The organism is Chromohalobacter sp. HP20-39, assembly GCF_033052815.1.
Classification (GTDB): Bacteria; Pseudomonadota; Gammaproteobacteria; order Pseudomonadales; family Halomonadaceae; genus Chromohalobacter.
In genome coordinates this window covers 140,459-163,686 of record NZ_JAWHTP010000003.1, presented here as the reverse complement: position 1 = coordinate 163,686, position 23,228 = coordinate 140,459, and the positions used below count along the sequence as shown (strand labels likewise).

16 protein-coding genes are annotated in these 23,228 nt (G+C 60.6%); 5 read left to right on the top strand and 11 right to left on the bottom strand.

Annotation, left to right across the window (positions count from 1 at the left end; translation table 11 throughout):
• Positions 1-321: 321 nt before the first annotated feature.
• On the bottom strand, positions 322-1,194 hold the full coding sequence (gene cobA, locus RVY79_RS07310; protein ID WP_317463440.1) for a uroporphyrinogen-III C-methyltransferase: 873 nt from the start codon (positions 1,192-1,194) through the stop codon (positions 322-324).
• Between the two features lie 166 nt (positions 1,195-1,360).
• On the bottom strand, positions 1,361-2,638 hold the full coding sequence (serS, locus tag RVY79_RS07305) for a serine--tRNA ligase (RefSeq protein WP_317463439.1): 1,278 nt from the start codon (positions 2,636-2,638) through the stop codon (positions 1,361-1,363).
• Positions 2,639-2,869: 231 nt separating this feature from the next.
• Between serS and RVY79_RS07300 the strand changes: the two genes are divergently transcribed.
• The 3 genes from RVY79_RS07300 to RVY79_RS07290 all read left to right on the top strand — a co-directional run bounded on the left by RVY79_RS07300 (position 2,870) and on the right by RVY79_RS07290 (position 8,306).
• Positions 2,870-6,142, top strand: a complete 3,273-nt coding sequence (locus RVY79_RS07300) for an FAD-binding and (Fe-S)-binding domain-containing protein (protein WP_317463438.1) — start codon at positions 2,870-2,872, stop codon at positions 6,140-6,142.
• Between the two features lie 10 nt (positions 6,143-6,152).
• On the top strand, positions 6,153-6,353 hold the full coding sequence (locus RVY79_RS07295; protein WP_317463437.1) for a DUF2905 domain-containing protein: 201 nt from the start codon (positions 6,153-6,155) through the stop codon (positions 6,351-6,353).
• Positions 6,354-6,506: 153 nt separating this feature from the next.
• A complete protein-coding gene (locus RVY79_RS07290; protein WP_317463436.1) occupies positions 6,507-8,306 on the top strand; it encodes a sodium:proton antiporter in 1,800 nt (599 codons plus the stop codon).
• Between the two features lie 73 nt (positions 8,307-8,379).
• Here RVY79_RS07290 and trpC read toward each other — a convergent pair whose 3' ends face one another.
• The 5 genes from trpC to RVY79_RS07265 all read right to left on the bottom strand — a co-directional run bounded on the left by trpC (position 8,380) and on the right by RVY79_RS07265 (position 12,114).
• On the bottom strand, positions 8,380-9,192 hold the full coding sequence (gene trpC, locus RVY79_RS07285) for an indole-3-glycerol phosphate synthase TrpC (protein WP_317463900.1): 813 nt from the start codon (positions 9,190-9,192) through the stop codon (positions 8,380-8,382).
• Positions 9,192-10,223 (bottom strand): anthranilate phosphoribosyltransferase, encoded by a 1,032-nt coding sequence (gene trpD, locus RVY79_RS07280; RefSeq protein WP_317463434.1) that lies wholly within the window; start codon positions 10,221-10,223, stop codon positions 9,192-9,194. Before trpD ends, trpC begins: the two co-directional genes overlap by 1 nt.
• 13 nt (positions 10,224-10,236) lie before the next feature.
• On the bottom strand, positions 10,237-10,830 hold the full coding sequence (locus RVY79_RS07275; protein WP_317463433.1) for an aminodeoxychorismate/anthranilate synthase component II: 594 nt from the start codon (positions 10,828-10,830) through the stop codon (positions 10,237-10,239).
• Between the two features lie 197 nt (positions 10,831-11,027).
• Positions 11,028-11,882 carry an ORF6N domain-containing protein gene (locus RVY79_RS07270; protein WP_317463432.1) on the bottom strand — a complete coding sequence of 285 codons (855 nt, stop codon included), beginning with the start codon at positions 11,880-11,882 and terminating at the stop codon, positions 11,028-11,030.
• Positions 11,883-11,958: 76 nt separating this feature from the next.
• Positions 11,959-12,114, bottom strand: coding sequence for a hypothetical protein (locus RVY79_RS07265; RefSeq protein ID WP_317463431.1), 156 nt, complete (start codon positions 12,112-12,114; stop codon positions 11,959-11,961).
• Positions 12,115-12,141: 27 nt separating this feature from the next.
• Between RVY79_RS07265 and RVY79_RS07260 the strand changes: the two genes are divergently transcribed.
• Both RVY79_RS07260 and RVY79_RS07255 read left to right on the top strand, forming a co-directional pair.
• The gene (locus RVY79_RS07260; RefSeq protein WP_317463430.1) at positions 12,142-12,432 is read left to right on the top strand and encodes an Arc family DNA-binding protein; all 291 of its coding nucleotides are present in this window, start codon (positions 12,142-12,144) and stop codon (positions 12,430-12,432) included.
• Positions 12,433-12,921: 489 nt separating this feature from the next.
• A complete protein-coding gene (locus RVY79_RS07255) occupies positions 12,922-13,143 on the top strand; it encodes a hypothetical protein (protein ID WP_317463429.1) in 222 nt (73 codons plus the stop codon).
• Between the two features lie 6 nt (positions 13,144-13,149).
• Here RVY79_RS07255 and RVY79_RS07250 read toward each other — a convergent pair whose 3' ends face one another.
• From RVY79_RS07250 to RVY79_RS07235, 4 genes are read right to left on the bottom strand one after another with little or no spacing between them, the layout of a single operon-like run.
• Entirely contained in the window at positions 13,150-21,186 is an 8,037-nt protein-coding gene (locus RVY79_RS07250) for an LPD38 domain-containing protein (protein ID WP_317463428.1), read from the bottom strand.
• Positions 21,187-21,204: 18 nt separating this feature from the next.
• Positions 21,205-22,509, bottom strand: a complete 1,305-nt coding sequence (locus RVY79_RS07245) for a hypothetical protein (RefSeq protein ID WP_317463427.1) — start codon at positions 22,507-22,509, stop codon at positions 21,205-21,207.
• Positions 22,510-22,517: 8 nt separating this feature from the next.
• Complete coding sequence (locus RVY79_RS07240) at positions 22,518-22,757, bottom strand: hypothetical protein (RefSeq protein WP_317463426.1); 240 nt, start codon at positions 22,755-22,757, stop codon at positions 22,518-22,520.
• Positions 22,754-23,227: a hypothetical protein gene (locus RVY79_RS07235; RefSeq protein WP_317463425.1), complete on the bottom strand. Its 474-nt coding sequence runs from the start codon at positions 23,225-23,227 to the stop codon at positions 22,754-22,756. The genes RVY79_RS07240 and RVY79_RS07235 overlap by 4 nt, the downstream gene beginning before the upstream one ends.
• Position 23,228 lies beyond the last annotated feature (1 nt).

The following is a 23,228-nucleotide window of genomic DNA, read 5'->3' as shown; positions in this document are numbered from 1 at the left end:
TCACGCTGTTGTCATGTTATCCAGCGACGACGCGCGATGGCGTCTACACGACATGTCGCAAGGCATGTGCCAACTTCGTGCACCAAGATGAAAAACAATTCAATAACAGATACTTAAGAAGTATACAAAAGTCCATAGGGAACTTTTACGCACTGTTTTAGCGCAACCATTCAGCATGCCTGCACCAACAGGAAGGCCTTGAAAGCCTCATAAGCACCAATATGGTGCAGAAAAATAGAACGGGAAATAGAGACGGCGTACGCAACGAATCACCCGCCGCTCGGACATGCGCAGGGTCAAAAGGAAGGCAAGCGCCTGGAATCAGGCGCTCGAGGCATTACCCAGTGGAGAGGGATGCTTGCCGTCTTGCCAGCCCTGGCTGGTCGCGGCATCGGGCACGAACCAGTCCAACGTGCCGTGCAGGGAGACGACATCGCCGACTACGATCAACGTCGGAGGGCGAATATCGCCTGCATCGATGGCCGCCTGCATTGCCTCGGGGAGTGCCGCCAACGTGCCCACATGCACGCGTTGGCGCGCCGTAGTGCCCTGCTCGATCAACGCCAGCGGGGTCTGCGCCGGCAGGCCATGTGCCTGCAACTCGTGACGAATGGTCGTGAGTGTCCCTAGCCCCATGTAGAACACCAACGTCTGCCCGCGACGCGCCAGGGTCGGCCATTCGAGATCGCAGCCACCGTTCTTGAGATGCCCGGTGACGAAACGCACCGATTGAGCATGATCACGATGGGTCAACGGAATCCCCGCATAGGCAGCGCAACCGCTCGCCGCCGTGATGCCGGGCACCACCTCGAACGCGATACCCGCCTGGGCCAAGGTTTCCAGCTCTTCGCCGCCGCGCCCGAAAATGAACGGATCGCCGCCCTTGAGCCGCACCACGCGATGGCCGGCACGCGCCCAGTCGACCAGGGCCTGATTGATGCCTTCTTGAGGCACGCTATGCGAGGAACGCGCCTTGCCGACATAAAGCAGTCGCGCCTCGGGGTTGGCCAGCGCCATGATTTCATCGCTGACCAAGCGGTCATGCAGCACCATATCGGCCTGCTGCAAAAGACGCAGCGCCTTCAGCGTCAGTAGTTCGGGATCGCCGGGGCCGGCGCCCACCAAGGCGACATGCCCAGCATCGGGCATGGCACTCGGTTGAGGTGACGTGGCGTCATGGGGTGATGCAGGCATGGCGTCTTTTATTCCCGAATCGACTTAAAACACGAAACTATATAGCCGAAAAGATAAGGGTCTAGACTATCCGCAGGAAGGAACGTCTGGTTGGAAGGTTATAACCAAGTGACCAGGCATGCCATTGCCCGCGTACGAGCAATGGCATGCTCCGCTCATATAGCCATCAAGCGTTGATCCGCTCGACGCCGTCCATATAGGCACGCAGCGCCTGGGGAATCACCACCGCGCCATCGGCTTGCTGGTAGTTTTCGAGCACCGCCAGCAGACAGCGCCCCACCGCCAGGCCGGAGCCATTGAGCGTGTGCACCAGCTGCGGCTTTTTCTGCTCGGGATGGCGAACGCGGGCCTGCATACGACGCGCCTGGAAATCTTCACAGTTGGAGATCGAAGAAATCTCGCGATACGTCTCCTGACTCGGCAGCCAGACTTCGAGATCGTAGGTCTTGCTGGCACCGAAGCCCATGTCGCCGGCACACAGGGTAACCACGCGATACGGCAGCTCAAGCGCCTGGAGGATCGCCTCGGCATGCCCGCGCATGGCCTCCAGCGCGTCATAGCTGGTTTCCGGCTCGACGATCTGCACCATCTCGACCTTATCGAACTGGTGCTGGCGTATCATGCCGCGGGTATCGCGCCCATAGGCACCGGCCTCGCTGCGAAAGCACGGCGTATGCGCCGTCAGTTTCAAGGGCAATTCAGCCGGGGTGAAAATCTGCTCGCGCGCCATGTTGGTCAGCGGCACTTCGGCGGTGGGAATCAGATAATAGTCGCTCTCCCCTTCCAGCTTGAACAGATCCTCGCCGAACTTGGGCAACTGCCCCGTGCCGGTGAGCGAGTCGTCATTGACGATATAGGGGACGTAGCATTCCTCGTAACCGTGCTCGCGGGTCTGTTTATCGAGCATGAACTGCGCCAGCGCACGATGCAGACGTGCGATGGGGCCGCGCATGACGGCGAACCGCGACCCGGTCAGCTTGGCCGCCATCTCGAAGTCGAGGTAACCGAACTTGGCGCCCAGATCGACATGATCGCGCACCTCGAAATCATACGTGCCCTGCGTTCCCCAACGATGCAGCTCAACGTTGTCGGCTTCATCAAAACCTTGGGGCACGCTATCGTGGGGCAGGTTGGGCAGCGCCGACGCGAACGCGTCCCACTGCGCCTGCACGTCGGCAAGGCGCGCTTTCGCCGCGTCGAGGCGCTCGCCCAGGTCACTGACTTCGTCGAGCAGCGGCTGAATGTCTTCGCCCGATGCCTTGGCCTGGCCGATCGCCTTGGAGCGCGTATTGCGCTCGTTTTGCAGGCGTTCGGTCTCGGTCTGCAGCTCACGGCGCTGTGATTCCAGCGTTTCGAGGTGCGCCGTGTCGAGAGTAAAGCCGCGACGGGCCAGTCGTTCGGCGACCAATGCCGGGTCGCTGCGCAACAATTTAGGATCGAGCATGGATCTTATCCGTCGAAAAGAAATAATGAAGCCACGTGAATAGGCCCACATTGTAGGGAAAAGCCGCGCCGTTCACCACGCTCGCCGCCTTCTCGAGCGAACGGGCGGGATGCGTCACGCGGCAGGCTGCAGTAAAGTACCCCCAATATCCCCAGACTGTATCGTCCCGACGACGCCGCACGGCCAGACGGTCAAACCGTCGCCCGGCGCTGACCGATGGCTTGAGACTTCATGATCGCACCCCTGGATACCCCGGAACGCACCGCCACCCCCTATCTGCGCTTTCTCGATGCGCTCGACCAGGCCGGTTTCAGTGGCGACATTGCCCCGGATTACGCCAATCGCACGGTGATGGCCACCGACAATTCCATCTATCAGCGCTTGCCGCAGGCGGTGCTGTATCCGCGCGACGCCGAAGATCTCGCCTGCCTGGCACGCCTCGCCGGGCGCGAGGAGTTTCAAGCCATCGTGCTCGCACCCCGCGGCGGGGGCACCGGCACCAACGGCCAGTCGCTCACCGATGGCCTGGTGGTCGACGTATCACGACACATGAACCAGATCCTCGAGATCGACGTGGAAAACCGCCGCGTGCGTGTCCAGGCCGGCGTGGTCAAGGATCAACTCAATGCTGCCCTCAAGCCGCATGGCCTGTTCTTCGCCCCGGACCTGTCGACCTCCAACCGCGCCACCATCGGCGGCATGATTTCCACCGATGCCAGCGGCCAAGGAAGTTGCGAATACGGCAAGACCCGCGATCATGTGCTAGCGCTGGACATGCTGCTGCTCGACGGCGAACGTCTGCACAGCCAGCCGCTGAACGACGAGTCGCTAACGCAAACCTGCGCGCGCGACGACCGCATCGGTCAGGCGCATCGCACCGTCCGCGAGATCGCCGACACACAAGGCGCCTTGATCGAGGCCACGTTCCCACCGCTCAACCGCTGCCTGACGGGGTACGATCTGGCACACTTGTATCGTGACAACGGCGACTTCGACCTCAACAGCGTGCTGTGCGGCGCGGAAGGAACGCTTGGCTTCCTTGCCGAGGCGACACTCAACGTGCTGCCGATCCCGGCGCATTCAACGCTGGTCAATGTCCGCTACCGAGGCTTCATGGACGCCCTGCGCGATGCCAAGACGCTGATGAGCGGCGACAGCCGCCCCACCTCCATCGAGACGGTCGACGACAAGGTGTTGACGCTGGCCATGGAGGATTTCGTCTGGGACGACGTGGCCGAGTTCTTCCCCGCCGACGGCGAGGATATCCACGGCATCAACCTGGTCGAGTTCAACGACGACGACCCCGAGCGCCTGGCGGCACGTGTCGAGGCCTTCTGCACGCACCTCGGCACCGATACTCAGGTCGAGCGCCTGGGCTATACCCTGGCCGAAGGCCGCGAGGCGATCGGCCGTGTCTACGCCATGCGCAAACGCGCGGTAGGCCTGCTCGGTAACGCCAAGGGCGAAAAGCGCCCGATTCCCTTCGTCGAGGATACCGCCGTCCCGCCCGAGCATCTGGCTGACTACATCACCGAGTTCCGTGCACTGCTCAACGCCCACGGACTGGAATACGGCATGTTCGGCCACGTCGATGCCGGGGTATTGCACGTGCGCCCGGCCATCGACATGAAAGACCCGGCGCAAGAAGCCCTGATCCGCGAGATCTCCGATCAGGTTGCCGCCCTGACCCAGCGCTATCACGGCCTGCTGTGGGGCGAGCACGGCAAGGGCGTGCGCTCGGAATATGCGCCCCAGTTCTTCGGCGAGCTCTACCCCAGCCTGCAGCGCCTCAAGGCGGCGTTCGACCCGCACAATCAGCTCAACCCAGGCAAGATCGCCACGCCGCTTTCCATCCGGCCCGAAGACGCCGGTACGGCTATCCCGTCCGATGAAATTGCGTCGGGAGCGGGACGCAGCGAAGGTCATTTGCCAGGGAAGGCAAATGTAGCGCCCAAGGAAGGGTCCACAGCGCCTTCGCAGCGATTCGCTCCCGATAGCCCCCATAGTTTAGGCTCGCCCGAGGCCGCCGAGGCGGAGCCGGTCAAATGGGTCGATCCGGGGCTTTTGACCATCGACGGCGTCACCACACGCGGCCAGCTGGATCGCCAGATCGACGAGCGCGTCTGGCAGCATCACGCCAGTGCGGTCTATTGCAACGGCAACGGCGCCTGCTACAACTACGACCCCAATGACGCCATGTGCCCCTCGTGGAAAGCCACCCGCGAGCGCGTACACTCCCCCAAAGGGCGCGCCAGCTTGATGCGCGAATGGCTGCGCCTGCAGGACCAGGCCGGCATCGACGTCATCGAGGAGTCACGCCAGAAGCAAGCTGAGGGCCTCTGGGGCGCCACCAAGGCCTTCCCGCATCGCCTGCGCAACACCCTGCGCAAGCGACGCGGCCAGGAAGATGTCTCCCATGAAGTGTATGACGCCATGGCCGGCTGCCTGGCGTGCAAGTCCTGCGCTGGCCAGTGCCCGATCAAGGTCAATGTCCCCGAGTTTCGCTCGCAGTTCCTGGAGCTTTATCACAACCGCTACTTGCGCCCGCCACGCGACTACCTGATCGGCTCGCTGGAATTCTTCGTGCCCTATCTCAAGCCGGTGGCGCCAGCGTATAACGCGCTGCTGAATACACGCCTGGCAGAGCGCCTGCTCGCCGGGCCGCTGGGCATGGTCGACACCCCGCGCCTGTCTCGGGCGAGTCTCGCCAAACAACTCAGGGCCTGGGGTATCGCCGAGGCTACGCCCACCGCGCTGGGCCTATTGACCGAGCGCCAGAAGACGCGCAGCGTGGTCATCGTTCAGGATGCGTTCACCAGCCACTTCGAGGCCAAGCTGGTGATGGATATCATCGAGCTGCTCTCACGGCTGGATATTCATGTCTTCGTGGCGCCCTTCCGCGCCAACGGCAAGCCGCTGCACGTGCAAGGATTCCTCAATGCATTCGAAAAGACCGCCACGGCCCAGGCCAAGCGGCTCAAGACGCTCGCCGGCTTCGGCGTGCCGTTGGTGGGCATCGACCCGGCCATGACGCTCGCCTACCGTCAGGAGTACGTCAAGGCGCTGGGGCCCGAAGCCGTGCCCGAGGTACTGCTGCTGCAGGAATGGCTGCTGTCTCTGGGGCGCTCCCTGCCCCCCACGGGCCTGACGGCGCTCGAAGACCCTGGCTACAAGTTGCTCACGCACTGCACCGAAAAGACCAACGCGCCGGGCGCTACCAAGGCCTGGCAACAAGTGTTCGCGACGTTCGGACTGAACCTGGAAAGCGTCGCTGCCGGGTGTTGCGGCATGTCCGGCACCTACGGCCACGAAGCCCGTAACCGCGCAACCTCCGAGGCGATTTACGACCTCTCGTGGCGCGCGCCGGTCGAGGACGACGCCAATGCCGGGCGCCTACTGGCCACCGGCTACTCGTGCCGCAGCCAGGCCAAGCGCCTCTCCGATGCCGAACTGCCGCATCCGTTACAGGGCTTGCTGACGGCACTCAAACGCACCCGATCTTGAGGCGTCGACGATGTCCCGATCGCTTATTTTCATTGGCCTGGCCATCGTGGTCATCGGCTTGTTGTGGCCCTGGCTTTCCAAGCTACCGCTCGGGCATCTGCCCGGCGATATCGCCATCAAGCGCGAAGGCTTCGCCTTCTACTTTCCGATCACCACCATGATCCTGGTCAGCGTGGTCGTATCGGTCCTGTTGTGGCTGTTCAATCGCTGAATCGACGTACACCAATATGGTGCAACGAGACACGCCATAACCGGGCATCCAGTCATGATGTCGTCACATTCATCATTAACGCTTGCCGTGCATTGCAACTAGCGTGAGGCGACGCTAGGCTTCGCGCTTTCGTTCACCCCAAGGAGCGCGACCATGGAGCACGCTGCCGTCGACCTGACCTTGATCGGCCTGCTCGCGCTGATCTGCCAATGGCTGGCCTGGCGTCTCAAATTGCCGGCGATCCTGCCGCTTTTGATCGTGGGTATCGTCATGGGCCCCGTGACCGGTCTGCTCCAGCCCGACGCGCTGCTCGGCGACCTGCTGTTTCCGCTCGTTTCACTGGCGGTGGCGGTGATCCTGTTCGAAGGCAGCCTGACGCTCGACTTCGGCGACCTGCGCGGTCACGGACATATCGTGCGCCGGCTGGTCACCTGGGGCGCACTGGTCACCGGGATCATCGCCATCGTCGCGGCACGCTATACGCTGGGCCTATCGTGGGAAATGGCCAGCGTCCTGGGGGCCGTGCTGGTGGTAACGGGGCCGACGGTGGTACTGCCCATGTTGCAGACGCTGCGCGCCCGCGAGCACCTTTCGCAGATCCTGCGTTGGGAAGGCATCCTGATCGACCCGGTGGGCGCCATCGGCGCGGTGCTGGTGTACGAATTCGTCGCCCTGGGCGCATCCAACGGCGCCGCGACCTACACCCTTGTCTTGTTTGCCAAGACGGCTCTGATCGGTTTCGGCCTCGGTGGCCTCGGCGGCTATCTATGGGGGTGCGTGCTGCGTCACCATTGGTTGCCACAGCGCCTGCACAGCTTCGGCACGCTGATGGCCATGCTGTCGCTGTTCACGCTCTCCAACATGCTCTTTCACGAGTCAGGGCTATTGACCGTGACGGTGATGGGCGTGTGGCTGGCCAATATGCGCGGCGTACCCACGCAGCAGATCATCGAGTTCAAGGAAACGCTCTCGTTGCTGTTGATCTCGGGGCTTTTCATCCTGCTCGCCGCACGCTTGACCATCGATCAGCTCGCGCAACTTTCCTGGCCGGCCTGGGCGTTTCTGCTCATCCTGGTGGGCGTGGCCCGCCCTCTGGCGGTATGGGTCTGCACCCTGGGCACGCGGCTCAACTGGCGAGAGAAAGCGCTGCTGGCATGGCTCTCGCCACGCGGCATCGTCGCCGCCGCCGTGGCTTCGCTGTTCGCCCTCAAGCTCGAGAACCTGAACATGCCGGGCGCGGAAATGTTGGTGCCCGTGACCTTTCTGGTCATCATCAGCACTGTCGTGGTACAGAGCCTGCTGTCGCGCCCCATCGCACTGGCATTGAAGGTCAGTGAGCCGCCGCCCGCCGGCTTTTTGATCATCGGTGCCAACCCGGTGGCCCGCACCGTTGCCAAGGCTTTGGAAGAATGCGGCTTCACCGTGCGTCTGACCGACAACAGCTGGGACGCCGTGCAGGAAGCGCGCATGGCTGGCTTGCCCGTCTACTACGGTAACCCGCTCTCCGAGCATGCCACGCAGCATCTCGAGTTGACCGGTATCGGCCATCTGCTACCGCTGTCGCCCTACCGCGAACTGAACAACCTGGCGATCCTGCATTTCGAGCATGTGCTGGGGCATGGCAAGGTATTTCGTCTCGCCGCAGGCACCAGCAAGCACGCTCACCGCCATCAGGAACAGGCGTTGGATCATCTGCCCATGGTCTTCGGCGAAGACGTGACATATGCCCAGCTCTCAAGCGTGGTCTACCGTGGAGGGGAGGTTCGCAAGGCCAAGCTGAGCACCAACTTCAGCATCGAGGACTATCGCCAGGCGCACCAGAATCGCTTGTTGCCCCTGTTCTGTATCGGCCCCAACGGCCGCATTCGCGTCGCCAACGACCGAGCGCCGCTCACCCCTCGTGCCGGGGATACCCTGCTCAGCTTGATCTACCCTGACTCGCCCGAATTTTGAAGGCCCCAAAACGTCATCGGGCCGCACAAGGCGGCCCGATGAAGAACGGTGTAAACAACTGGCGAATTAGCGTCTAGAAGAACAAGCGGCGTAACGCACTCCCGGGGTCTTCCTCCCGCATGAAGGCCTCACCCACCAGGAAGGCATCCACGTCATGCTCGCGCATGTGCTCGACATCGTCGCGCGTGTGAATGCCCGACTCGGTGACGACCGTGACATGCGGCGGAATGCGCGGCAGCAGCTCGAAAGTCGTCGCCAACGATGTCTCGAAGCTGCGCAAATCCCGGTTGTTGATCCCTACCAGCGTCAAATCCAGCGCCAGGGCACGCTCCAGTTCATGGGCGTCATGGACTTCCACCAGCACGTCCATGCCCAGCTCATGGGCCTGCTGGTGCAAGGCTTTCAGACGGGCATCGTCGAGTGCCGCCACGATCAGCAGGATACAGTCCGCACCGATGGCCCGCGCCTCGCTGACCTGATAAGAATCGACGATAAAGTCCTTGCGGATCACCGGCAGTGCGCAAGCCTCACGCGCCGCCTGCAAGTCACGCTCGTGGCCCTGGAAGAAGTCGGCATCGGTCAGTACCGAGAGACAGCAGGCCCCGGCCTCGGCGTAGGCTTTGGCGATCTGGGCCGGCTGGAAATCCTCGCGGATCACGCCCTTGGAGGGTGAAGCCTTCTTGACCTCGGCGATCACCGCCGGGTCCCCCGCCGCAATGCAACGCTCGAGCGCGGCGACGAAGCCACGCGGGGCGGCTTGTTGGCGTGCCTGTTCCAGAAGCTGTGCTTCGCTGACGCGTGCGCGACGCTCCAGAATCTCGTCGTCCTTGCGTGCCAGAATCTTGGCCAGAATCGTCGGCAAGCCAGTGTCGTGTTCGTGGCTCATCATCGGTCGTCCTTATGGGCCAGAATGCGCGTGAAATCCGCGAGTTCTTTCATCTTCTCCAGCGGCAATTTGGACCCTTGAGCATCCTGCGCCATAATGACGCCCTCTTTCAACGTGTCCGCCACGCCGGCAGCGTAAAGCGCCGCCCCCGCATTCAGCGCCACGATATCCGCCGCCGGTCCTTCTCCTACCAGCGCGGCTTTGACCAGCTTGAGGCTATCTTCGGCGGTCACCACTTTCAGCGGCGCCAACGACTGGCGCTCGATGCCGAAATCCTCCGGTGCGATGGTATATTCGCGAATCTCGCCATCCTGCAACTCGGCCACGCGCGTCGGTGCCGCCAGGGATATTTCGTCCAGGCCATCCTCGGCGTTGACGACCAGTACATGGTCGCTGCCAAGCCGCTTCAAAGCTTCCGCCATGATCGTCAGTAATGCGGGGTCGTAGACGCCCAATAGCTGATTCGGCGTATTGGCGGGATTGGTCAGCGGCCCCAGGATGTTGAACACAGTGCGCACGCCCATCTCACGACGCGGGCCGATAGCATGGCGCATGGCCTGATGATGCATGGGCGCGAACATGAAGCCGACGCCGACTTCCTGGATGCAGCGCGCCACCTCGTGCGAGGGCAAGTCCAGCGAAATACCCGCCACGTCGAACAGGTCAGCACTTCCGGAAGACGACGACACACTACGGTTACCGTGCTTGGCGACACGGCCGCCGGCCGCGGCGACCACGAAGCTGGAGGCGGTCGAGACGTTAAACAAGTTAGCCCCATCCCCCCCCGTGCCGACGATATCCACCAGGTGCGTGCGGTCGACCTCGACGGGCAGCATCAATTCACGCATCACCTGTGCAGCGGCCGTGATCTCGTCGGCCGTCTCGCCCTTCATCGACAGGCCGATCAAAAAGCCGCCGATCTGGGCGTCGCTGGCCTCGCCGGTCATGATCGCTTTCATCACCGCGTGGGTGTCGTCGAAGCTCAGGTGGCGGCGACGCATCACCGCGCCGATGGCTTCTTGCATCTGCATGTTTCGCTCCTCGTTACGCGCGGCGTTTCAGAAAGTTGGCCAGAAGCTCGTGGCCCTGACGGGTCATGATCGATTCGGGATGGAACTGCACGCCCTCGATATCCAGCGTCTTATGACGCATGCCCATGATCAAACCGGGCGTGACGTCATCGGCCACGGCGCGTGCCGAGATCTCGAGACACGCCGGCAGTCCTTGCTCGGCCACCACCAGCGAGTGATAGCGCGTCACCTCGAGCGGATTGACCAAGCCATCGAACACGCCACGGCCATCGTGTTCGACCCGCGAGGTCTTGCCGTGCATGACCTGTGGCGCCCTCACTACCTCGCCGCCGAAGACCTGGCCGATGGCCTGATGCCCCAGACAGATGCCGAGGATCGGCAGCTTGCCCGCGAAATGACGCACGGCCTCGAGCGAAATGCCTGCCTCGTTAGGTGTGCATGGCCCCGGCGAGATCACCAAGTGGCTCGGCGCCAGGCGCTCGATCTCCTCGAGGGTGATGGCGTCGTTACGGTAGGTGACGACCTCGGCCCCCAACTCCGACAGATATTGCACGACGTTGTAGGTGAAGCTGTCGTAATTGTCGATCATCAGCACGTTTTGCAACATAACCTCCTGTTTTCATTGAATATCGATATCATGATCGCCGGATGTTACTCACAAACGTACTCACAATCGACATTTCGCCGCTTCGTCGGCGGGGCGCATGGTTCGATTGTATCGCGACATCCAGCGCCTTGTCGCTATGGCCTCGCAGTACGAAAAAGGCCGCTACAAGAGCGGCCCTTCCTGTGTGGATTTCAGCGTCATGCCCTGGGCGGCAGAACCCCTGCCTTTCGCTGCATCGAGTGAGCGATCTTGGCTGCGGCGACGATATGCCCGTGGCAGTCATTGGCGTGGTGGCTGCCCAGTGTCTGGAGCGCCGGGCCCAGCTCCCGCTGCCAGCGGTTGCACATCCATTTGGTGTGGTGGCACATCGTCACCAGATTGGCCACCTCATCCGAGTTGAGCGTCAGCGAGTCCGGATCAGTACCTGGTAGGGCCTCGGGTCTCGGGAGAAAGTCGCCATCCAGGCTTACTGACTCCACAGCGCCCAGTGCTTCAGTAAACCGATCGTCAGGCAGGTCCTTGTAGCTCCCCACCTCAAAGCGGTCCTTTAGGTGCGAATAGATGCGACTGAATGCTGTCCGCTGTTGATCCTTGGGCAGTGCCTTTGCCCGCCGAGCAATCGCGCGTTGAATAGATCGCTGGTGAGTCGGTGAAAGCGGGCTAGGCAAGGCCTGATTATTGGCCTCGGGCTCGAACTTGCCGAAGTAATGATCCTCCAGCGCCTCGAACACATCCCAGGCCTGATCGGTCTCAAGCATCTTGGCGTGACGGGCAGCGCCGCGCTCGGTCCAGAGGATGAGGTGAGCCACCATCTTGCTAACCAACCCTCTCAAAGATGGTTGCTTCTTTAACTCCTTGAGCTCCCTGCCTTCTACCTTGTAGTAGTGCTTACCATGCTCAAATCTGACATCGTTACGTTTGTGGTTATTCTGGATGTACTTCGACTCGGTACCGTAAAGCTGAGCCAGAACGGCAGTAGTCACGACGGGTTTGCCGTCATACGTCAGCGACGGGACATTGCTAGGCGTGACGGTGGTGATAGAATGATTCATGTGAGCTTTCCTTTGGCTATTGGTTTGCTCTGCTTTCGAGGCCCTGGGTGTTGGCGCACCTGGGGCTTCTTCGTTTCTATGCGCTTTTTTCCTGGTCACGTTGCATGGCTTCCTTGGCCAGTTGGTTGAGCAACCACGTCTGACTGCGGTCCTCGGCTTGCGCCTTGGCTGCCAGCCATTCTTTGACTGATGGCTCCAGCCGTATCTTGAGTTGCGGATTGCGCTGCTTCACTGTTTTCCTCCTTGCGGGCGATACCCAATGGGTACCTTGCAAACATACCCAATGGGTCCATTGCTGTCAAACACCCACATGGTCCATTATTCGGGTATGGACAATAGAATCGAGCCTCAATACAAGCTGCGCATGCCTGCCGAGCTACGTGACAAGCTCAAGAAGGCGGCGAAAGAGAGCCACCGCTCCATGAATGCGGAGATGGTGGCGCGCCTGCAAGAAAGCTTCGAGGAGACGACCACGAGGCCGGTGCGTGACGGAGACTTGGATGCGCTGCTGGACCTGCTGCAGGCAAGAGCGAAGGAGAGAGAAAAGTGATTAAAGAATTCTTGGTGCTGGTTCTATCTATCATCTTTATCCATTCCATTTTGATGAAGATATTTTCCGCGACCACATATCATTCATACTTTTTTAAATCATCGCCGATCCTTCTAGGGTATTCTGTTCTGACGGGGTGGGTTGTTTTCGAGCTTATAGCACCAGGGTTTATGTTGTGGTTCTTCTCAATAGAGGCATCATTGCTTGCTATTGGCTTTGTTGTGATGAGAAAGGGGGCAAAAACAGTGCTTGGCAGCAATGAGAGTTCGCATGAGTTAAAGATGTCAATAAACCTTACAAGTGCCTTTTATGCGCTAAGCGCTATCATTTTCTTGGTTCTGTCGTTCGTCTCATACTTGTATTTTTACAACAGTTAAGACGGGGTATTCAAGCAGGTGATCAAGATCGCGAGGCCCTCGCACTTTCTTGTGGACTCAGTTAGCCTAACGCTCATCGAAGCCTCGATAAACTTAAGAGGATATAAAGAGCATGGGAAAAAAGAACGTCATAATCGTCCTTCTGTTCACGGCCTTCATGCTCGCAGCATCGTTTTACGTGGGTGCACGAGATGATATAGAAAAGCTGCGCCAGGCCAACATCCGCATGTACCAGATGCTCCCATCGCACCAACAGCAGAAGCTGAAGGGTGAATGGGAGCTGCGCATGGATATGCTTGATCCTGGTCCTCATCGAAACCAATGGGATCGGTAAGACACCTTAGTCTTCTTTAAGATCGTTATATCGGCGATTGAAGTCGTCGATACGCTTCTTCATTTGCTTCTCAATCATCTCAGTGCGGCGCTTCTTGGCATCATCGGAGAGCGACTCAGCCTCCTTGACGCGATCCCGGCGCTTGCGAAGGTCGGTGAGTTGCTGGCGAATATTGGTTCCACGATTATAGAGCCGAATCCGCTCTATGTTGTCGCGGCGAAACTCCACCCTCTCCCGTCCACGCAGTGCTTCCGCCTCGTTGGCGCGCTGCCCCAATTCGTCCATCCGTTCGTAGAACAGGTTTTGGTCGGGATATGGTGACACGTCGCCCATGAAGCGCCCGGCAAACGGCACACGGTAGCGGTCCACCTCCTCGCCAGTAATGGCGCGCTTGGCGAAGTCCGCAGACTTCTCGACGAAGCCCCATGCACCGCCCCCGTAGTAGTTCACTATGTGCTGCATCACGTCGGGGTTGATGTCGATGTTGCCTGTGCGGTATTCACTGCCACCCCATGAATTAAGGAATTGCGCGAAGTCTTTGTAAGCCTCTGGTGTGCTGCGGAAGGCACGCGAACTATCCGGAGTCGGCGTTCCGAACGGGAAGTCTTCGCGATAGATCGGGCTCCCGGCGAAGTTCTCATTAACGCCCACCTGGGTGATCGAGCGAAAGATGGTCGGCGTCAAGTTCTTCAGGAACAGCGATTGTGCTTCGTCGGAATCCTCGAACCCAATAGGCGAGAAACTCCCCGCCACTGCCAGAACGATATTTTTGGCGGCCTCAGTGGGCTCCTCAGTGCCCGCAGCTACTGCTTCGGCATGCGTTCCCACCACCGAAAAGACGTTGTAGCCATAAGGTAGCGGAAGCTTGATGTAGTCCTCGGGATCCTCACCCATCCACCCTGTCATCAGGATGATGTTGCGCTCTTTCTCGTAGTCGGGAATCTTGTCGTAAAACAGCACGCCATCCTCATCCTCGTCGGAGAGCCAGCGATTCAGCATGCCGAGCATGAAAGCGCCGGTGGCCATGCCCAGGCCAAGCTTTTGCGCCGTGTTCATTCGTGCCCAAACGTTCATCTGGCTCTTGCCTTCGGGCGCATTCTTCACCGTAACCATGGTGCGCGCGAAGTTCATCGTGCCCTGGATAGAAGCATTGGCGAACATGTAGGCAGCATTGAGAGCCGTACCGGCTTCGCCGCGGCGATTGAAGTTGACCGTCATATTCTTGGCTAGGCTGGCCGCCTTTTTCCGTGACACACCCGCACGGCGGGCGTTGGCGTAAGCGGAGAGCCGCACTGCGTTCTCGACGGCACCGTTCATATTCTCCACGAAGTCGGCGGTTTTCTTTCGTGCCTTGAGCATATGCGACAGCGTCGTACCGTCCGCGCGGCGGATCATCGACTGAATCTCTTTAGCCTGGGCGTTGAGATCCTTCATGTCGAAGTAGCCAGTCTTGGCGCCGTCCTCCTGAAACTCGCGGAACCATTTATCCCATTCGCGACTACCGTCGTTTTTGCCAGTCTTTCCCCTCAACCCTCGCCACGCTGCTCGCATGGAAGGGGCGATGTCGCGGGCCGTCTGGCGAACAATGGCCTCCCCTTTGATCTTACCGTCATCACGAGTCTGTTCGGCGCTCAGATTGAGAAGCGCGGTTTGCACGTCACGCGTGAAGTTGGTCAGCATGAACTCGGGGTTGTAGCTGGTCACCAGCGACGACATGACGCGAGTAACAGCGCCAGAGGCGCGAATCAGGACGTTGTTGTTTTCCGGCCCCACGTTGCGCATGGCGTTCATCAGGCGCTCGTCGTGGATCTTGAGGTAATAGGTGCGCCCGGCTCGCTTAGCCTTGAAATAGCGATCATTCCCGGCCATGTTGACCGGGCGCTCTTGTACCTCAATGCGCACCTGTTCCGTTTCAGGATCGGTGATCCGGGTCGGCGTGCGCTGGGTGTCCGGGTTATCGTCGGTGAACACTTCCCATAGCGAAGGGTTCGGGTTGTCGGTGACCAGGGAGAGAAACGACTGCGCCACTTCATTTTTGCGGCGGCGAATCAGCGACTCATTGACGTCCACGATTACCTGAGAAGAAGGAGAGTCGGCCAGCGTGTTACGCCCGCCGGCAATCCGGGATTCTCGGCCGCTGACTTCGAAGCCACGGCCAGTGCGCGGCCGCCCTGGATCGTCGGCAGCATTCCCTTTGAGCGGCACATAGTTCTGCCAGTTGGCCTCCCATGCGTCTATCATGGCGTCGTCTTCGAGGCCACCTTCGCGAATAGCCTCCCGGCGTAGGCGCGTCATGTCATAAACGATTTGCGCCAGTCGGTCGTATTCTTCTTGCTTACCAGAGCTGGCCACGCGCTCGATGATCTCGGCTGCTTGAGCATTGGTCATGCCTGAGCCGCCATCCTGCATTTCAGGATTATCCGGATTGCGCTCGGCGATGGTGGCGTTACGCTCCGGTGCATGCCGCGCGTAGAGGTAGTCATCAAGCTCGGCCTGGCCGATCTTGGCCTTGGCCAGACCCTCGGCCAATGGCTCTACATGCTGCTCGCGCAACTGACGCAGGTCGTGCTCCACCTTTCCGTGGAATAGCTCTTCTGCCAAGTAGGCGTCAGCCTCCTCCTCGATGTCCTGCCCCGTGCGCCGAATCGCGTCTTCGAGAATTTTCAGCGGCCGCATCTTGTCAGCCATCTTTCGAAGCGCCGCATCGCGCAGGGACTCGTCTGGCATGGAGAAGCCGGTGCTATCGGTGCTGCTGTATTTGCCGCCGACAGTGCCTGGCTGCTGGGTAAGGCTGAATCGCACATCGCCAACGCCGTGGTCGGGCTCGCGATACATGGCCTCGCTGATCTCGTAGTCCTTGTTGCGCCCCTTGTTCTCCATGAACCCGAAGCGGCGATAGAACTCATGCAAGCGCTTTACGCTGCCACCGAAGTCGCTGGAAGGCGTCAGCGCCAGGGTGCGTCCGGAGGCGTCCGCCCAATCGGTCAAGCGGCGCATCACTGCAGAGCCGGTGCCCTGCTCGCGTTCCGGAGCGACGATTCGCGAGATTGTCGCCTTTTGGCCACGGCTGGCCATGTCGAGCTTGAGCCCTGGATACTCCTCGCGTAGCTGGGCAGCCAGGTCTTGGGCAGAGAGCTCTTCTTGCTGATCTGCAAAGCTGTAGCGGATGTCAGGGTTCGATGAAGCTGTAGAATCGCCGTCATCCTCAACGACCCGCGTAAGAGGGGCGCCGGAGAGGATCAGATATGAAGTTCCGTTTTCGTCTGCCATCTCCACGGCTTCATAACCAAGATTTCTTGTCACCTGGCCGCGAATCCGCTGAGCCTCCCATGATGCTTCGGCAAAGCCATCCTCCTTCATAACCCTCATCAGTTCGTCTGGATCAACAGATTCTGACGAGTCTTCAACTACTGCTTCATAAGCAAGGTCTATGTCATCCTCGTCTACCCAAGGCATAGATTTTTTTAAAGCAGAAATTTGCTCTTCGTAAGGTATTTCGTAATCCAAGTCTCGCTGGGATAGTATTTTCTCCTCCTTGATATCAGCGAAATATTTAGCGCCAGACCCGTAATTTCCCCATCCACCTTGCAGTGCGAAAAACCCGTCGAACTTATTAAATGCTCCACCACTAGGCACGGTTTCAAAAAAACCACCTTCTGCCGGGTCTGATCCCGCGTGGAAAAGCCGCACGGTTTCTTCATCTGGAGGGTTTAACTCCAACTTACTCTCGGTCATTACATTTTTGGCGGGGATGCTGTTATCTCTACTGCTCATGGCAAAGCGAGGATCGCCCACGTCGCGCGCGGCTTGCTGGCGACGCAGCCAGCGGCGAGCCTGATCGCCCATCGCCAAAATATCGGAGGTGCGCCACTGGATGCCGGGGAATAGCTTGCGCAGCAGGCGGCGGATCGTGGACATGATGCGCTGTCTCAGCTTCGGCCGTCCATTGCTATCCTCGATGTAGTGCGCCACCAGCTCTTCGGCCAGAGTGATTTTGCCCTTGCGGGTGGCCACGTCGATGAAAGGGTAAGTTTGCTGGATCTCCTCGATGTTTTGCCGCCCAGAATTGGAGCGTGTGTGGCTCTGGTAGATTTCCAGCATCAGGGGTTCTAGTTCTTCGCCAAGCATGCCACGAATGCCATAGTGCCCGACCCCTTCGTGCACTGCCTTGCGAACACCGTCAGCCTCGTCGATGAGATTGTCAGCGACGATCATAGGCGCGCCGGTGTCGGGATTGTAGACCCCGCTAACGTCGCTCGCCTCGACGCCTTGCATAGCCATGACCAGCTGCACCTGGGTCGGCAGCTCTCGGGCGGACTGCACCACCTCGACGCCTGATAGTTCAGGGTGCTCAGATAGGCGTGCGCGGATGGCCTCGGCGCGAGGCGCGGATACGGGCTCGCTGGCAGCCGGGTCGGCGTTCTGCGCACCCTCGCCAGCAAAGGCGAAGAGCGGGTCTTGCCCGCGAGCATTGGCCTGATCGGCTGGCAAGCTACTTCCGGATAGTGCGAAGTCATCGGCTTCACGGTCGGCGGCGGCGCGTTGCTCATCCTCTCGCCGAGTTCTGGTCTCCTCCTCCTGGGCTTTCTGGGCAGCCTGCTCTCGCTCGGCCACGTCCTGCTCGGTGTAGGACTCGAGGAGCGGGGAGTCGCTTACCTCTTGGGCTTCTGCAGCCCCTTCGGAAGGATCAGCTTCTCGCCGCTGGGAAGGCTCTTGTTCGCTTTCGTCAGGGCGTCCTGGAACATCGTCCTCAGGTGCTCGTTGTCCGTCGGTGTCTTCTGCTGGGGCTTGTCTGAATCCTTCACGAATTGCGTCCTCGCTGGTGGTGGCGTCCTCGAATAGAGCGCCATTACGGGCGGACTCTGCACGGCGGCGCGCGTCCTGGGCCACGAAGCCTAGCGCCTGCTCTAGGCTGGCGCGCGACCGCATATTAGTGTTGACCAGGATAGCTAAGTCGGCGGTGAGTTCTGACGTCGGCTCGCTGAAGGCGTCGGCCTGGCTTACCAGCTCGCGTATCGGCGCACCGTCCCGACGCGAAGCGCGCACTAGGCGCACTGCGTCGTTGATGGTGGCGATAGTGTCGAGCGCGTCCTGACTACCGGTTTCGCGCGCCATGGCAAGATCCGGGGCGGCGGACTGGAGGGCGCTCGATAGATTGCGCATCTGATCACCTTGCTCGGTAATCAGCTCCACCATGTCCGGATCAGCGTAAGCCTTGGCAAACACGGCCCGGCTCATGCGCTGGCCTAGCTCTGGAGCGGCCTGACCTTGACGGGTAGTGTAGCGCGAGGCCTCGTTATTCCCCAGCCGGGACACAAAGGCGCGCTGGAAGTCGCGGTTACTGGCCGCCAAGGGGTCGCCAGACTGATCGGGAGACCACGCCTGCACATCATCAGCGGTCATTGCGTCAGCATCTGCCTGGGCCTGCTCATAGGATGTCATGCCGGCGACCTGACTCTCGTTTGCACGCCGCGCAAAATCGGCACGATCCATCGCGCTAGCGCGTTCGCGCACCAGCATTGGTCGGCGCATGCTGTCAAAATCGGCGTCAATGCCCCGCTCTTGGGCTTGGCTTCGAACAAAGTCGCGGTAGGCCTCTGCACGCTCGCCGCCTTGGCGATAGGCAGTCGCGATGGCCATGGCGCGCCCGTTGCCTGACTCAACGACGCCATCTTCTCCAATGATTGGGGCGCCCGTGCCAGCATCCGGACTGCTCCCTAGTCGCTCAGGATTCAGGCGCGCAGCAATGTTGCGAACCTGTACCCGGCTATTTGCGTTTGCGCGATCGCGCGGCTGAAGCTCGGCCGGAAAGTTAGGGTTAACCTTCCCGTCGGCACGATTCGAGGGTGTGAGGTCCGCCATATCCACTACCCGGAATCGGGTATCCACCGGCGTGTTATCAGAAAGATAAGTCGTTTCGCGCTGCTGACCGGCAGTTTCATCGTCGGGAGCAACATCATCATCTTTCGTCTGGGTGTCGGGCATGGCAAACGGCGCGCGTGTGTTGCCCTCGCGAACCCATTGGCGGAAGTCGTCCACCGAGGTTTCACTAATTTCGCCAAGACCCTTCCATCCGTCCTCGTAGTTGGCCAGATAGCCTTGACGGGCATCTTCCAGAGAGTCGAAGCCGAGCATCACCTTGTGCTCGTCAAATCCGCCGTCCTCATTCACCTGGTCAATCACATAGGCTTGTGGCGAGCTAGGATTGTCGCCCACAAAAACGTCAAGATTGTCGCCGTCGGCGGCGGTAGTGCCTTTGATGTCACCGTAGTGGTGGGCCATTTGGCTCTCCCACTCGGTCCCGTCCTGAGCGGTACCGCGACGGGTAGAGCCCTTGGGGTTCTCGATGGCGATCTCGAAGCCGTTGAGCCGCACCTTACCCTTTCGGTAATTGCCGGCCTCAGCCTGTGCTGGTGTCGGCTCAGTGTCAGTCTCGGCGGCCGCGCGCTCAATATCATTCTCCGGGCTCTGACTGTCAGACCTTTGGCTATTGATCCGCTCCATTGTTGACGTAAAGCGCTGGGCGGCACCGTCTAGGCGTTGGCGTATCGGCTCGATGGCATCTTCTTCGCCGCTACTGCGGGCCAGCGTTTCGTCCTCAAGCGCGGAAGAGACTTCTTCGCTGACCGCGTCCAGCTCAGCGACCGCCTCAGTATCGCCCTGAGCCTCAGCGGCGGCGCGGAGTGACTTGAAGGCGTCGCCGTAGGTGATAGAGTCGCGCACCTCGCGCTCGGAGGATGACAGCTCGAAACGCGGACGCCGGATAAGCTCGGCGGCAGCGCCCACGGCTTCTTCATTGGCTTGCTGAGTTTCTGGCGACGACTCTTCCTCAGGCGAGTTATCAGCCTGCCCCGACTCGTCCTCGGCGACGCTAGCACGACCACCAGCGACTTCAGCTGCCGCCGTGCCCGCGCGCACGGCCCCGCCTGTCGGCCCGCCCACGATGGCGCCACCGGCGGCGCGCCGGCCAGCGGTAACGGGATCCCACCCCTGCTCGGTACCGAGCGACTCGCCGGCATATTCAATGCCGCCTTCCTGGACCGCCTCCGTAGTAGCCTCGGTGGCAGTGGCGCGCCCTACAGCGCCAGGGACCTGACTGGCTTTGCTGACAGCCCCTTTTCCGCCTGGCAAAAGTCGGCCCAGAGCGAACCGGTCCAGCAGCACGGATGCAGCGGCGGTCGGGCCTGCCACAGCGTAATCGCCCCCTTCAGGCATGCCGTCGCGGCCTTCGTTCTGGGCGCGAGACTCACCGATCTCTTGTGTGCGGGAAGCCAAGTAGGCGGGCAGATTGATCGCCAGTCCAGCCATGTCGGCCAGCGCGGCAGGGCCTTGCTCGGCGGCAGCCCCTGCCAGTGTCTCCACGCTGGGGTTATCGAGGGCGCGATCGATGGTGTAATTCGGCTGATAGCCCAGCCTCACGTCTTCCACGGCCTGACCGGCCCCCGTCATACCAGTGTCAGTATCCTCCGGCTTGGCGCGCGCAGTGAAGTCCAGGCCATACCCACCCAACTCCATATCGGGCTCGTAGCCACGCTCTCGCATTGCGTCGGATTCACCGCCGATAACGCCAGGGTTGAGTCCGCCCAAATGGTCGGTGATCAGTTTCTCGCCCATCTCTGCCATGTTGCCGACGAACTGCACGGCATTACCGGCCAGATCAAGCCCGCGCTCACCCGCATTTCGAAGGGCGTTACTGGCAAGGCCGGGGGCCTCTTCTTCGTTATTCTGCTGCGAGGCGCGCAAGCCTGTCTCGTTCTGCTGGCGCTCATCCAGTGCGCTTTGGTCGGCGGCGGCGCCGGGATAGCTGAAGCGTTCAGAGTCGGCGCTGCTATCCCGCTCGCCAAAGACGTCAGGCTCGGTCTGCGTGAAGAACTTGCCCTGCACTTCTTCGCGCAACTCAGCAGGCGTTTCGGGCTCCACGACGCGGCGGTAGAACTCGCCGCGAACCTTTTGGCGGGTTTCCCAGTCGGCGGATTGGAAGTCCTGGTCGTTGGCAACGTCTGACCACTTGGGTGTGCTGTTGCGCTGGTTGGCGGCGTTCACACGCGGCTCCTTGGCGGGCTAGAGGTACTTGTTCAAGATGTCGTCGGCAGTCGTTGCGCCTTGCTGGCTTTCCTTGGGTGCAGAGTCTCGCTTTGGATCCTGTCGAGATTCCTGCTGGCTAGAGCGGGATGTAGAGCTCGACGGCTGATTGCTACCCTGCGTGCTGCTGGACGTGCTCTGATCTGAAATATTGTAGGTGCTGTTCTCTTCCTGGCGAATCTCCTGCCGAAGAGAGGCGAGCTCATCCCGCGCAGCCTTGATCTCATCATCCGTGGGGATGGAAGCCCCCTCGCCCTTAATCACCTCCTCAAGGCTTTCGGCGCGGTTGCGCAGAGCCTCGATGCGGTCTTCAGAACGAGAATAGCTGTTGTCGCCACTGCGCTCGTTCAGCATTTTCCATGCTGTTTCGCGGTCTGGGGCCAGCCCGTTGTCCACCATGTACTCAATGTCTTTTTGTGTGGCGGTGGGTCGATTCCAGTAATTGTCGGTATCCTCATAAGGACTGCCTGCCCCAGGTTTCACTGGCTTTACTTCGCCGGTCTTTGTGTTTCGCTGGACCATGCCTAGCTTGGGGTGGTCCTCGGTCACCCAATTATCCTCATCGCCTTCGCCACGCAGAATCCCCAGCACCTTGCTGGCCTGCTTTTGGGCTTCTGGGCCTTGGAGGGTATTCCGCAGCGTGCGCAGGCCCTGAACCTGCTCGACCAGGCGCCCTACGGGGACTGACTTAACCAAATCGTCATCTTCGCTATTGCTTCGACCATCGGTCATCGGCGCGTTGTAGCGCTTGCCGCCTTCGCCATCCACTTCCAGCTCAAGCATCACGCTCTCACCGTCCGGCGCGGGCACCATGCCCACCACGCGCTTGTGGCCGCCCTCCCCTTTGTTGATCTCGGCGCCAAACATCTGGTTGAGCGCTGCCAGGCTTTCAGGGTCATTGGCATCCACTGGGCTTTCGGGGTCAATGGCGTTTTGAGCCTGCTCGATGGAGGCGTCGGTGTCGGCGTCCAGTGCTGCCCAGTACTTTGGATACTTGCGCAGAAGATCGATTTCGCTGTCATCAACGTCCATGCCATTGGAGATCTTACCCAAGGTGAACTGCAGTGCCTCCATGTCTTGGGCGCGCTGTGCCTGCTGCTGCTCGGCCTCGGCCTGCTCCTTTTGCATTCCAAAGCGTTCGCGCTGCATGTCCATGCGATCTTCTTGCATATCCATTCGCTGATTAGCGCGCTTATTCTGCTTCTCACGCTGTTGGTGCTGACTCATCAGCCCAAACCCTTGGGAGAAGCCGCTCGCCAGTCCGCGCGTATCGAGTCCCGCCATGATGCCTCCTAGAATAATTCGCCAGCCAGTAGGCCAACGCCCGCGCCGATGGCGGCGCCTACTGGGCCGCCTGCCGCCATGCCGACACCCGCGCCCGTGCCAACAGCGCTCATGGTCTGCTGCCTTTCGGCCTGCTCCATCTGGTCTTCTTGCCGCTCGGCCCGGCGCTGCTGGCCAGCGAGGTCACCGAGCCCTTGCATGGCCTCGCCTTCCATCTGGCGCTTCATGCCGATCAGTCCGTAGCTCATTGGTTCACTTCCTGCCCTGGGATGTTGGAGAGCCCCATCCCGCCGGCGAGGATCGCGCTTTGCCGGTCAAGGGAGGAGATGCGCGCTTGGTTGCCGGCGCTAACTTGAGACGCCTGGCGCTGTAGAGCCGTGCGCCGCTGACTTGCCTCTTCCTGGGCGCCGGTCTGCTGAATGCCGTAGGCTTCTCGATCTTGCTCGAGCGCCCGCTGATTGGCGTCAAAGGCCTGGCCCATCGCGCCACTGGCGTTGGCTGCTGCCGTGGCAGAAGCCCCTTCATCCTGAGCAATATCAGACAGGGTGCCGATATAGGGCGAGAAGCGCGCCTTCCAGTCATTCCACTGCGCACGACTCAGTTGCCCCTGAAGCTCAGACGCGCCTTGATCGCCCCGGAATGCCTGATTGGGATCGACGCTCAAGCCGGCGGTCTGGCTCTCGGGGATGCTCGGGTTGGAGAACAAGCTTAGATACATA